11 protein-coding genes are annotated in these 12,810 nt (G+C 66.1%); 2 read left to right on the plus strand and 9 right to left on the minus strand.

Annotated elements, in window-relative coordinates:
- The first annotated feature begins 19 nt into the window (after positions 1-19).
- Positions 20-814, plus strand: a complete 795-nt coding sequence (locus tag Q0Q02_RS11775) for a helix-turn-helix transcriptional regulator (RefSeq protein WP_293809588.1) — start codon at positions 20-22, stop codon at positions 812-814.
- A 59-nt stretch (positions 815-873) separates the two neighbouring features.
- Here Q0Q02_RS11775 and Q0Q02_RS11780 read toward each other — a convergent pair whose 3' ends face one another.
- The 9 genes from Q0Q02_RS11780 to Q0Q02_RS11820 form a co-directional block, all read right to left on the minus strand.
- Positions 874-1,272 carry a helix-turn-helix domain-containing protein gene (locus Q0Q02_RS11780; protein WP_293809590.1) on the minus strand — a complete coding sequence of 133 codons (399 nt, stop codon included), beginning with the start codon at positions 1,270-1,272 and terminating at the stop codon, positions 874-876.
- 242 nt (positions 1,273-1,514) lie between these two features.
- Positions 1,515-2,495, minus strand: coding sequence for a peptide ABC transporter ATP-binding protein (locus Q0Q02_RS11785; RefSeq protein ID WP_293809591.1), 981 nt, complete (start codon positions 2,493-2,495; stop codon positions 1,515-1,517).
- On the minus strand, positions 2,492-3,514 hold the full coding sequence (locus Q0Q02_RS11790; RefSeq protein ID WP_293809592.1) for an ABC transporter ATP-binding protein: 1,023 nt from the start codon (positions 3,512-3,514) through the stop codon (positions 2,492-2,494). Before Q0Q02_RS11790 ends, Q0Q02_RS11785 begins: the two co-directional genes overlap by 4 nt.
- Before the next feature lie 4 nt (positions 3,515-3,518).
- Positions 3,519-4,427: an ABC transporter permease subunit gene (locus Q0Q02_RS11795; RefSeq protein WP_293809594.1), complete on the minus strand. Its 909-nt coding sequence runs from the start codon at positions 4,425-4,427 to the stop codon at positions 3,519-3,521.
- A gap of 39 nt (positions 4,428-4,466) precedes the next feature.
- Positions 4,467-5,477 carry an ABC transporter permease subunit gene (locus Q0Q02_RS11800; RefSeq protein WP_293809596.1) on the minus strand — a complete coding sequence of 337 codons (1,011 nt, stop codon included), beginning with the start codon at positions 5,475-5,477 and terminating at the stop codon, positions 4,467-4,469.
- A gap of 281 nt (positions 5,478-5,758) precedes the next feature.
- The gene (locus Q0Q02_RS11805; protein ID WP_293809598.1) at positions 5,759-7,375 is read right to left on the minus strand and encodes an ABC transporter substrate-binding protein; all 1,617 of its coding nucleotides are present in this window, start codon (positions 7,373-7,375) and stop codon (positions 5,759-5,761) included.
- 234 nt (positions 7,376-7,609) lie between these two features.
- Positions 7,610-9,202, minus strand: a complete 1,593-nt coding sequence (locus Q0Q02_RS11810) for an ABC transporter substrate-binding protein (protein WP_293809600.1) — start codon at positions 9,200-9,202, stop codon at positions 7,610-7,612.
- Between the two features lie 200 nt (positions 9,203-9,402).
- Complete coding sequence (locus Q0Q02_RS11815) at positions 9,403-10,068, minus strand: GntR family transcriptional regulator (protein WP_293809602.1); 666 nt, start codon at positions 10,066-10,068, stop codon at positions 9,403-9,405.
- A gap of 52 nt (positions 10,069-10,120) precedes the next feature.
- Positions 10,121-11,527 carry a flagellar biosynthesis protein FlgA gene (locus Q0Q02_RS11820; RefSeq protein ID WP_293809603.1) on the minus strand — a complete coding sequence of 469 codons (1,407 nt, stop codon included), beginning with the start codon at positions 11,525-11,527 and terminating at the stop codon, positions 10,121-10,123.
- Positions 11,528-11,678: 151 nt separating this feature from the next.
- Between Q0Q02_RS11820 and Q0Q02_RS11825 the strand changes: the two genes are divergently transcribed.
- Positions 11,679-12,713, plus strand: coding sequence for a 4-hydroxythreonine-4-phosphate dehydrogenase PdxA (locus Q0Q02_RS11825; RefSeq protein ID WP_293809605.1), 1,035 nt, complete (start codon positions 11,679-11,681; stop codon positions 12,711-12,713).
- The last annotated feature ends 97 nt before the right edge of the window (positions 12,714-12,810 follow it).

Genomic DNA, 12,810 nt, shown 5'->3' on the forward strand with positions numbered 1-12,810 from the left:
GGGCCAAAGGAGCGCGAGGATGCGCGGCGAGAGCGAAGCCTACCAGACGGTGCCGCGCGCCGTCGCCGTGATGCCGAGGAGCTATGAGGCCGGCGCGAGCACGGGCTGGCACAGTCATCCACGCGCGCAATTGCTTTATGCTACCGCCGGGCTGACGCTGGTGCGGGCGGAGGACGGCACCTGGGTTCTGCCGGCAAGGCATGCGCTCTGGATTCCGCCGCGTCTCTCCCATGAGGTCAGGATGCATGGCGCGGTCTCGATGTGCTCGGCCTATATCGCACCGGAGGCGGTCGGCGTCCTGCCTGTGGGATGTCGCGTGCTGGAGGTCTCAAGTCTGCTGGCTTCGGCGCTGGAGGCGCTGTCGGCCGAGCCGATGCTCTATGACGAGGCCGGGCGCGGCGGGCATCTCGCGGCGCTGATCCTCGACGAGATCGCACGGGCGCCCGAGACGGCGCTGACCCTGCCCTTGCCGCGCGACCCGCGCCTGCGGCGGATCTGCGATGCGCTGCTGAAGGACCCCGCGCTCGACATCGATCTCGACGGCTGGGCCGAGCGCGTCGGCGCGAGCCGGCGCACCCTGACGCGCGGCTTCCGGGCGGAGACCGGCTTGAGCTTCGGCGACTGGCGCTCGCGCCTGCGCGTGCTTCGCGCCCTGACGATGGCGAGCGATGGCGTTCCGCTGCAGCAGATCGCGAGGGCAGTCGGCTATCTCGACCAGCGTCCGCTGCGGATAGCCGCGCGGCGGCTGCTCGACCGGACGATTGCCGCCCCCTTCGATAGGGCGGCGGGGAAGCCTGCCGTAACGAGACGGTGACCCGCGGCTGTTTTGGCGCCGATGACAAGCCGGCGCGTGATCGTCGCCTCGGCCCGAGGTCAGGCCACGTTGTCGTCGCGGCGGGCGATCGTCTCGACGATCGCCACGGCGAGAGCCCGATCGCGCTGCGAACGAATCCGCCCGAATGCCGCATCGAGCTTGCCGGACTGGGGAGGTCTCTCGATTGTCGTCCCGTATTCCGCGCCAGCCTCGGCAAAGCCCGCATCCGGCGCGCTCAGGCCCTCGAAGAAGGCGGCCGGGCTCGTTCCGAGAAAGCGCGCGAGCATGAAAAGGGCCCCCGCGCTCAGGCGGTCCTTGCCCTTCTCGTAATTGCCCATCTGCTGGAACGAGACATCGAGAACGGCGCCAAGATCGGCCTGGCTCAGGCCGTGCTTCTTGCGGAGAACGCGCAGCCGGTCTCCGATATGGCGGTTGATCGCCTCAGCTTCCGTACGCATTCGCGCCTCCAGTCGCGTCGAACCGGAAAGCCAGTTTGCCTCCGCAGCCGTGAGCCCGTCCAGTTTATCCCGAAAATTATCCGAGAATGGCCCGGGTTGCATTGCGATAGAACAATGGATCTCGCCGGAATCGTCGCGCGTCCGCTGTCGCAGGAAATGAATCCGACGATAGCGGCGCGTGGCGCAAGCCGAGCCGGACAGGCCGCGGCGTTGGCCTGTCCGCTGGATGCCTTGCGTCGGGATTACGCAGCCTTGGCGAGAAAATCCTCGGCGTAGTGGCAGGCGACCTTGCGGCCGTCGATCTCGCGCTTTTCCGGGCGCTCGACACGGCAGCGGTCGGTCACGAAGGGGCAGCGCGTCGAGAAAACGCAGCCCTTCGGCGGGTTGAGCGGGGAGGGCAGCTCGCCGCGCAGGATGATGCGCTCGCGCTTGCCGGCATCGACGCGCGGCGTCGAGGCGAGCAGCGCCTGCGTATAGGGATGCAGCGGCCGCGCGTAGATGCGCTCCTTCGGGCCATGCTCGATGGCATTGCCGAGATACATCACCATCACGTCATGGGCGATGTGACGGACGACGCTGAGATCATGCGAGATGAAGAGATAGGCAAGCTTCAGCTCGTCCTGCAGATCGGCCAGCAGGTTGAGCACTTGCGCCTGGATCGAGATGTCGAGCGCCGAGACCGGCTCGTCCGCCACCACGACCTTGGGCGAGAGGATCAACGCGCGCGCGATCGCGATGCGCTGGCGCTGGCCGCCCGAGAACATGTGCGGGTAGCGCGCATAATGCTCGGGCCGCAGGCCGACCTTGGCCATCATCGCGCGCGCCTTCTCGGTGCGCTCGGCGGGGGAAAGGTCGGTGTTGATCTTGAGCGGCTCCTCCAGGATCGTCCCGATCTTCTTGCGCGGATTGAGCGAGCCATAGGGGTTCTGGAACACGAACTGCACCGTGCGGCGCAAGCGCCGGCGCTCGCTTGCCGGCGGCGAGACGGCATCGAGCCCGTCCAGCGTCAGCGCGCCCGAGGTCGGCGTCTCGATCAGCGTCGCCATGCGCGCCAAGGTCGACTTTCCGCAGCCGGACTCGCCGACGACGGCAAGCGTGCGCCCGGCTTCGACGGCAAAGGAGACCTTGTTCACCGCCTGCAATTGCGCCGGGGCGCGGAAGAAGCCCTGCTTGACCGGATAGATCTGCGTCAGCTCGCGCGCTTCGATCACGGGATTGTTCATCGCGCGGCCTCCTGTGCCTGGGCGGCTTCGTCGCGGGCGCGCTCGGCGTCGCGGTTCGCATCGCCGAGCGGATAGTGGCAGCGCACGCGCCCATCTGCCCAGTTCCGGAGCTCCGGCTGGACATTGCGGGAATGCTCGGTCGCATAGGCGCAGCGCGGGCTGAACAGGCAGCCCTTCGGCCGGTCGTTCAGGCCCGGCACCATGCCGGGGATGGTGGCAAGCCGCGTCGCATCCTCGCTACGCTCCGGCAGGGCGGCGAGCAGGGCGGCGGAATAGGGGTGCTGCGGGTTGGCGAAGAGCGCGTCGACCTTGCGCTCCTCCATGATCTGCCCGGCATACATCACCATGATGCGCTGCGCCGTCTCGGCAACCACGCCCATGTTGTGGGTGATCAGCACGAGCGCCATGTTGCGCTCGCGCTGCAACGTCATCAGCAGTTCGAGGATCTGCGCCTGGATGGTGACGTCGAGCGCCGTCGTCGGCTCGTCGGCGATCAGCAGGCGTGGATTGCAGGCAATCGCCATCGCGATCATCACGCGCTGGTTCATGCCGCCGGACATCTGATGCGGGAAGGCCTTGAGGCGGCTCTCCGGTGCCGGGATGCCGACCTGCTCCAGCAACTCGATCGAGCGGCGCTTTGCGGCCTTGCCGTCCATGCCCTCGTGCTTCCTGAGCGTCTCGGCGAGCTGGAAGCCGATGGTGAAGCATGGGTTCAGGCTGGTGCTCGGCTCCTGGAAGATCATCGCCACGTCCTTGCCGGTGAGCTGGCGGCGCTCGCGGGCGGACATGGTGAGGAGATCGCGGCCGTCGAAGCGCAGCTTGTCGGCGCGGACGCGGCCGGGATAGCCGACGAGGCCCATCAGCGCGAGCATGGTCACGCTCTTGCCGGAGCCGGATTCACCGACCACGCCGAGCACCTCGCCCTCGTCGAGGGTGAGGTCGATGCGGTCGACGGCGCGGAGCGTTCCCTGGGAGGTCGGGAATTCGACGCTGAGGTTTTCGATTTCGAGAAGGGGCATGGGATCAGCGCTTCAGCTTGGGGTCGAGCGCATCGCGCAGGCCGTCACCGAGAAGGTTGAAGGCGAGCACGGTGATGAGGATGGCGAGGCCGGGGAAGGTGACGACCCACCAGGCGCGCAGCACGAATTCGCGCGCGTCGGCGAGCATCGTGCCCCATTCCGGTGTCGGCGGCTGGGCGCCTAAGCCCAGGAAGCCCAGCGCGGCGGCATCGAGGATCGCCGTGGAGACGCCGAGCGTCGCCTGCACGATCAAGGGCGCTGCGCAGTTCGGCAGGATCTCGGAGAACATCAGCCGCACCGTCTGGGCGCCGCTGACCTGCGCGGCGACGACATAGTCCTTGCTCGCCTCGGCGATGACGGCGGCGCGGGTGATGCGGACATAGTGTGGCAGCACGACGATGGCGACCGCCAGCATCGCGTTCATCAGGCCGGGGCCGAGGATCGCGACGATGACGATGGCGAGCAGCAGGCTCGGCATCGTCATCAGGATGTCCATCAGGCGCATGATCGCGATATCGGCGAGGCCCTTGAAATAGCCGGCGATGAGGCCCAGCACGATCCCGACGACGATGGCGAGCGCGACGACAGCGATGCCGATGACGAGCGAGAGCCGCGCGCCATGGAGCAGGCGGGAGAGGATGTCGCGGCCGATCGCATCGGTGCCGAGCGGATAGGAGAGCGAGCCGCCTTCCTGCCAGAACGGCGGCTTCAGGAAGACTGCGTTGTTGGTCAGGTTCGGATCATGCGGCGCGATCCACGGCGCGAACAGCGCGCAGAGCAGCACCAGAACGATGACGACGAGGCCGGCGACGGCGCCGCGATTGGCGCTGAAATAGGTCCAGAATTCGCGCAGCGGATGCGGCGGCGCGACGCTGGGCGCGGCAGCCGGGATTTTGAGGGTTTCGGTGCTCATGCGGTCAGGCTCCGATGGGAGCGAAAGGGGAATGGCGGTTCATCGGGCGTGCCTGATGCGCGGGTTGATCAGGCCGTAGAGGAGGTCGACGAAGAGGTTGACGCTCATCACCACGACGCCGAGCAGCAGCGTCCCCCCTTGGAGCACGGGATAGTCGCGCCGGCTGATCGCCTCGATCAGCCATTTGCCGACGCCGGGCCAGGAGAAGATCGTCTCGGTCAGGATCGCGCCGGTGAAGAGCGCGCCGACCTGCAGGCCGATGACGGTGACGATCGGGATCAGAGCGTTGCGCAGCGCGTGCAAGGCGACGACCCGGATCGGCGCCATGCCCTTGGCGCGGGCCGTGCGGATATAGTCCTCGCCGAGCACCTCGAGCATCGCCGAGCGGGTCATGCGGGCGATGACCGCGAGCGGCACCGTGCCGAGCACGATCGCCGGCAGGACGAGATGCGCCAGCGCCGACCAGAAGGCGTCGATATCGCCGGCGAGCAGGCTGTCGACAGTCAGGAAGCCGGTCACCGGTTCGATGAAATATTGCACAGCGATGCGGCCCGAGACCGGCGTGATGCCGAGCTGGACCGAGAACAGCAGGATCAGCAGCAGGCCCCACCAGAAGATCGGCATCGAATAGCCGGTCAGCGATATCCCCATCACGCCATGGTCGAAGATCGAGTTTCGCTTCACGGCGGCGATGATGCCGGCGGGCAGGCCGACGAACAGCGCGATCAGGATGGCGCAGAGCGCGAGCTCGATCGTGGCCGGAAAGAGCTGGCCGAACTCGGTCAGCACGTTCTCGCGGGTGACGATCGATTTGCCGAGATCGCCCTGGACGACGCGCTCGATATATTTGCCGTACTGGACGAGCAGCGGCCGGTCGAGCCCGTATTCGGTCAGGAGCTGGGCGTGGCGGGCGGCGTCGATGCCGCGTTCGCCGGCCATGGTCTCGATCGGGTCGCCGGGAACGAGGCGGACGAGGAAGAAGGCCAGCAGCGTGATGCCGATGAAGGTCGGGACGACCAGGCTCAGCCGTGTGAAGATGAAGCGCAGCATGGTTCTGCCATTCTTATCGGCCGGAGCAGGGCGTTCCCGCGGCCTGTTATGTCATTTTAGTCGAGTTCGAATTCCGGCGCAGCGGAAACACCAGAATCCGCGAAAGATCAAGAACGCGGCGACAAAATCGGTGGAACAGAGCGATCAGGCGGGGTTCAGCCGTCTTGCCGGGCGAAAGACTTGGAAAACGCGGCAGATTTCGACGCAACAATCTGAATGCGGGAGGCGGCGGCAGGGTAATGAATCCCCGCCGGCGCTTTTTGTTGATCGGAGCGTCGCCGTTACTTGGCGATGGAGACGCCGTAGAAGGGCTGTCCGCCGAAGAAGTGGATCTTGTAGTCCTTCACTTCCTTGCGCACCGGCGTGAAGGCCTGCGCATTGGCGAAGAGCAGGCCCGCGACATCCTCGTGGAACAGTTCCTGGAAGCGCTTGTAGAGCTTGGAGCGCTCGCCCTGGTCGGTAATCGTGCTGGCCTTGGCCAGCGCGTCGGATGCTTCCTGGTTGCACCAGCGGGCGCGGTTGGCGCCGGTCTTCACGCCTTCGCAGGTCCAGCCCGAAAGCAGGATCTGGCTCGGGTCGGGATAGTCCCAGGTATAGCCGAACATCCCGACTTCATGATCACCGGCCCGGCCGCGCTTGAGATACTCGCCCCACTCGAAGGTCTGGATCGTCGCCTTGACGCCGATCTTGGCCCAGTCGGCCTGGATCAGCTCGGCTGCGCGCCGGCCGTTCGGCATATAGGCGCGGACGACGGGAATGGCCCAGAGCGTCGTCTCGAAGCCCTCCGCGAGGCCGGCCTCCTTCAAGAGCGCCTTGGCCTTCTCGGGGTCGTAGGGGCGCGGCTTCAGGTCCGCGTTATGCGACCAGAGCGAGGGCGGTACCGCCGCGGCGGCCGCCTTGCCGGTGCCCTGGTAGACCGCGTCGATGATCGCCGGGATGTTGGTCGCATAGGCCAGGGCCTCGCGCACCCGCTTGTCGCCGAAGGGCTTCTTCTGCTGGTTGAAGGCGAGGAAACTCTGGTCGGCGATGCTGCCTTGCAGGAGATTGATCGTCGGTTCCGTCTTCATCGCCGGCAGGTCGCCGGGATTGGGATAGCGCGCGATCTGGCATTCGCCGGAGCGCACCTTGGCGAAGCGCACCGCGGCATCCGGCGTGATCACGAAGATCAGGTCGTTGACCAGCGCCATGCGGTCGCGATTGCCGACGGCCTTGGTCCAGTGGTCCGGCACCGCCTTGAAGCGGATCACGGCGTCCTTCTGGTAGGAGACGAGCGAGAACGGCCCGGTGCCGATCGGCGCGAAATCGAGCTGCTCGGGGGTTCCGGCCTTCAGCATCGCGGCGCCGTATTCGGCCGAGAGGATCGACATCGGCTCCACCGAGAGCGCCGAGAGCAGTGGCGAGTTCGGCTTGGTCAGGGTCAGCTTGACCGTGTAATCGTCGAGCTTCTCGATCGCCTTCAGGCTCGGCTTCACGATTTCGGCGAAGAACTGGTAGTTGCCGCTGCCGACCTTGTTGAAGGGATGGGCGGGGTCGAGCATGCGCTGGAACGAGAAGATCACGTCGTCGGCGTTAAAGTCCCGTGTCGGCGTGAAGGTCTTGCTGGCGTGCCATTTCACGCCCTTGCGCAGCTTGAAGGTGTAGGTCAGCGCATCGTCGGAGATCGTCCAGGACTCGGCCAGGCTCGGGATGATCTGCGATCCCCCACGCTCCGTCGCCGTCAGCCGTTCGTAGATCTGCGCGGCCACGTCATAGGCGGTGTTCTGGCTGCTGAACTGGGGGTTCAGGAAGTCGGGGCTGGCCTCGGAGCAGACCACGAGCGCCTGGGCACTGGCGATGGCGGGCAGCAACAGGGCACTGAGCCCCAGCGTCAGGGCAAGTGAACGGGCGCGAACGGGCATGGGCGGTTCTCTCGGGACAGGCAGGGGAGATGGATCGGGCGCGGGGCATCGTGCCCCATCGTCTCCACCTCCTGGAGCGCGGCCCCGGTGGGGCCGCGTCGTTTGGCATGCATCAGCCGCGCCAGCTCGCGATGCGGCCGGAGCATCGGGCGGAAACATGTCCGATGCCGTGTGACAGCGAGCCCGATCGCCGCTTTGCGTCCGGTGGGACGTGCGGCGATCGAGCGCCGCGGCTCACTTGCCGATATCGACGCCGTAGAAGGTGTGGCGGCCGAACGGCGAGAGCTTGAAGTCCTTCACTTCCTTGCGGACGGGCTTCAGCTGCACCGCATGCGCAATGGTGAACCAGGGCGACTGCTCCTTGAAGATTACCTGCGCCTGCCGGTAGAGCTTGTCGCGCTCGGCCTGGTTGGTGACGGTCTTCGCCTTCGCCACCAGCTCCTCGAAGGGTTGGTAGCAGAACTTGGCGACGTTCGAGCCGTTGGTCTTGGCCGAGTCGCAACCCAGCAGCGTGTGCAGAAAGTTGTCCGGGTCGCCGTTGTCGCCGGTCCAGCCGAGCATGCCCGTCTGGTGCTCGCCCGCCTGCATGCGCTTGCGGTACTCGCCCCACTCGAAGCTCTTGATCTCGGCCTTGACGCCGACCTTGGCCAGGTCCGCCTGCATCAGCTCGGCGATGCGCTTGGCGTTCGGGTTGTAGGGGCGCTGCACCGGCATGGCCCAGAGATCGATCTCGAGGCCGTTCGGATAGCCGGCCGCGGCCAGCTCCTTCTTGGCCGCCTCCGGATCATAGGGGTCGTCCTTGATGGTCTCGTTATAGGACCACATCGACGGCGGGATCGGATTGGTCGCCGCGACGCCGCTCGACAGGTAGACCGCGTCGATGATCGCCTTCTTGTTGATCGCCTTGTTGATGGCGCGGCGGACCTTGACGTCATCGAAGGGCTTCTTGGTGGTGTTGTAGGCGAGATAGCCGATGTTCAGGCCGGGCTGCTCCAGGATCTGGACATTGGCGTCCTTCTTGATCGCTTCGAGATCGGCCGGGTTCGGATAGGGCATGACATGGCATTCGCCCTTCTGGAGCTTGGCCCAGCGCACCGAGGCGTCCGGCGTGATCGCGAAGATCAGGTCGTCGATCTTGGCCTTGCCAGCCCAGTAGTCGGGGTTGGCCTTGTAGCGGATGATCGCGTCCTTCTGGTACTGCACCAGAGAGAACGGACCGGTGCCGATCGGGTCCTGGTCGAGCTTCTCGGGCGTGCCCGCCTTCAGCATCGCATCGGCATATTCCTTCGACTGCACGCTGGCATATTGCATGGCGAGGTCGGCGAGGAACGGCGCTTCCGGCTGGTTGAGCGTGATCTTGACCGTGTAGTCATCGACCTTCTGGACCGACTTCAGCAGCTTGGGCATGCCCATGTCGTTGAAATAGGAGTGGTTCGAGCTGGTCACCTTGAAGAACGGATGATCTTCCTTCCACTGCCGCTCGATCATGAAGATGATGTCGTCGGCATTGAAGTTGCGCGTCGGTTTGAAGTTCTTGTTCGACTGCCACTTGACGTTCTTGCGCAGGTGGAAGGTGTAGGTCAGGCCATCCGGCGAGATGTCCCACTTCTCCGCAAGCGCCGGCTCGACCTTGGTGCCGCCGCGCTCGAACTGCACGATTGTGTCGTAGATCTGGGTGTTCGCATCGAAGGACGTGCCGGTGGTGTTGACGCTCGGCGCGAAGTTCTCGGGGCTGCCCTCCGAGCAATACACCAGCGTCTTCGCCATCAGCGGCTGCGCCGCCATCAGCGCGGAGGCCGACAGCGTCGCCAACAGAATTTTCTTCATGGATGTCTCCTTGAACGCCTCTCCGCCCTCGTGAGGGCGATGAACGGCCCCGTTGTATCGGAAGCTTCGTGGGCGGAATTCCCCGAGCTGCCTTGTCTACAGCTTATTGAAAGAACGGGGGCGCGGATAGTCGTCTCCGCAGGTTCCAGGGCGACCTGCAGAGGGAGGGTAAATGACGATGTGGGCGGTGTCGGCGCCGCTCAGAGAACGTCGCGCACCCGGATCAGCGTGGTGTCCATATGGCGGCCGATCGCCTCGGACAGGGCGTCCGCATCGCGTTTCAGCAGGGCGGCCATCATGTCCTCGTGCTCGGCCACGGCGCCGGCCCATTTTTCCGGGCCTTCATTGCCGATGAAGCGCAGCCGTTTGATCCGGGCCTGCAGGTTGGTGTGCATCTCCGACAGCACGGCGTTGCCGGAAGCGGCGACAATGGCGCTGTGGATCGCCTGGTTCAGCTTGAAATAGTCGAGCCGATCGCGCGTTGCGTACAGCGCCAGCATGTCCCGGTGCAGCTTATGGATCGCCTCGATCGTCGCGTCGCTGGCCGCGGTGCAGGCGATGCGGCCGCCGAGCTGTTCCAGGCTCTTGATGACTTCGAGGATGTCGGCAAGGTCGCGCGCCGAGAACTTGCGGACGATCGCGCCCTTGGCCGGAAGGATCTCGACCAGTCCTTCGCTCGCCAGCGTCTTGATCGCCTCGCGCAGCGGCGTCCGCGAGACGCCGAGCTGGGCGCCGACCTGGCCCTCGTTGATGCGCTGGCCAGGAGCGAGCCGCCCCTCGATGATCATGTCGCGCAAGCGCTCCAGCACCTCGTCATGGAGGGTCCGTCGCATGATCGGGGGATAATCGGCCGCCGTCTCGCTCATCGTTGCTCCACTGTTTCCGGCCACTCCGTTACGGCATGCGGCTTCCGCGCTGTCAAACGGCCGGGCTGTTTCCGGCTGCGAAGAGCGCATCCTGCCGCCGGCGCATTGCCTGCAGCCCGGAATCCTCGGGGATCGCGACATCGCCGAGGCGGATCGCCTCGCCGGCCTTGACCGCATTGACGAGTTGCCGGTCGGCGACGAGGTAGAACGGAGCAGGGCGGTCGTTCGCGAGTGCCGCAGCGGGCCTCACTTCGGCGCCGACGCCATCGATGCTGTGATGATGCCCGCCCATCTTGAGGACCGTGCCGGCGGCGAGATCATGTTGCGCCACGGCGACGAGGTCCTGCCGTGGCCGGTAATCGTCGCCATAGCCGGAGCGACTGAGGCCGGCGGCATCGAGGATCGAGGTGGCGACTTCCACACCCAACAGGTGGCGCGGCAGGTAGAGCGCGGCCGTCCTGCCACTGCGGCTGACGACATGGCCCTTGCCGGCAAGCATCTCCCAGGTCTCGGCATTGTCTGAGCGTACGACGATGAAGACGCCGCCGGCGAAGCTCGCCTCCTCCGCCAGCCGCAGGTGGTGGAACACGTCGATCCGGCGCGTGCCGCCCATCAAGCCGCCCTCGCTGCGTTCGGCGAAGAGATCGGCCAGTTCCGGTACCCGAGCCGGCGGCGCATGGAAGCCGGCGGCATCGGCGGAAAAGCCGAGAGTATTGGCGACCAGCGTCATTTCGCAGAGATCGGGCACGGCCCTTAAGGGGAAGGCCTCGCCAAGGATGCGCGCGCGCTCGGCGGCATTGGCGGTGATGGAGCGCGAGCCCGGCAGCCAATATTCGCGCAGCGCCGGCAGCGAACGGGTCAGGCCATTGCAGGTAACGTTGCCGGTCGCGGCATCCAGCACGAAATCGTATTCGCTCGATTTGCCGGCGGCGATGATCTCGAGGCCGATCACCTCGGCCCAGCTCGCCAGCGCGATCAGCAGGCTCGGCTGGTCGCCATCGACCGGCGTCACCACGACGTTCTTGTCGCGGGCGAGGCGCGCCAGTCCCGGCCCGACGACGCTGTCGGCCTCCTTCGAGACCAGCGCGACATGGCGCTTCGCATCGATCGCGGCGAGGCTGTGCCGCGTCGCGGCTTCCGGGCTCCCGGTCGCCTCGACGAGAAGCGTGAAGGGTAGTTCCATGACGATATCGAGGCTCGCCGAGGCGACGCACTTTCCGGCACTCCAGGCGGCTTTCGCCTCGGGCCCGGTCCGACACAGCGCAATCTCGTGAGGCTCGAAACCGGCGGCGGCGAAAGCCTTGCCGGCCGCTTCGGTCGTGACGTCCACCGCGATGCGCGCATTGACCAGACGCGTCCGGCGCGATTGCGCGAGATAGCTGCGCCCGAAGCTGCCGCTGCCGACGAGGCAGGTTTCGACCGGTTCGCTGATCCCGGCGTAATGCGCATGAAAATTCATCGGCCCTCCTCCGGCGCGGCCCGATCCGCAGCCCGCGCTTGCCGCATGAGTACATCGATTTTGATATGCTGCATACAGCATACTTGAGCGAGCCGACCGCCTGTGTTAGCCAACGGAGCTAGAGGAACGGACAGGCAGCGGAGTTGCGGTCATGAATGAGCGGACGAATGACGCCTTGCCGGTGATTGCCGTCGCGATGGGCGACCCCTCCGGCATCAGTCCCGAGCTGACGGCGCGCATTCTGTCGGAGGCCGATCTGCGTGGCGCGGCCCGCTATGTCGTGTTCGGCGACAAGCGCCTGCTCGATCTCGGCATCAAGGATGGCGGCGCCGATCCGCAGGTCCAGGTCGTGAAGGACGGCGATGGGCTTCCGCTTGGCGACAAGCTCGTCTTCGTCGATCTCGCCAATCACGACCCCGCCGATCTCAAGCGCGGCACGGCGACGCTGGCCGGCGGCAAGGCGGCGACCGAGAATTTCCGCCGTGCGCTGCAATTCGCCGCCTCGGGCAAGGCCGATGCGGTGTTCTTCACGCCCTTCAACAAGGCGGCGATGCGCTTCGCCTATCCCGGTTACGACGACGAGATCCGCTTCGTGCGCGACGCCATCGGCTTCGAGGGCGCGGCGAGCGAGTTCAACATCCTCGACAAGCTCTGGAATGCCCGCGTCACCTCGCATATCCCGCTGTCCGAGGTCGCGCAGAACATCACGCAGGAGCGCATCCTGCGGGCGCTGACGCTGGCCGATGCCAATCTGCGCGCCGCCGGCTTCAACCCGCCGCGCATCGCGGTCGCCGGCATCAATCCCCATGCCGGCGACGGCGGCAATTTCGGCCGCGACGAGATCGAGACGATCGAGCCGGCGGTGAAGGCGGCCAAGGCCAAGGGCTTCACGGTCGAGGGGCCGTTTCCCTCGGACACCGTCTTCCTGCGCGCCAGGAACGGCGATTTCGATGCCGTGCTGACGATGTATCACGACCAGGGCCAGATCGCGATGAAGCTGATCGGCTTCGACCGTGGCGTCACCCTGATCGGCGGCTTCCCCTTCCCGATCTGCACGCCGGCCCATGGCACGGCCTATGAGATCGCCGGGAAGGGCATCGCCAATCTCGGCGCAACGCGGGCCGCGCTCGCACTCGCCATCAAGATGGCCCAGGACGGAAAGGGCAAGGCCCGCGCCGCCGCCTGACATCCGGGCATCGGGCCGAAAAGTGGAATGCACTTTTCGGGACAACCCGATGCCGACCTAAAGTTTTCGACAAAGCCGCCGGCAAGAGCGGCCTCGC

The organism is uncultured Allobosea sp., from assembly GCF_945956895.1.
Taxonomy (GTDB): domain Bacteria; phylum Pseudomonadota; class Alphaproteobacteria; order Rhizobiales; family Beijerinckiaceae; genus Allobosea.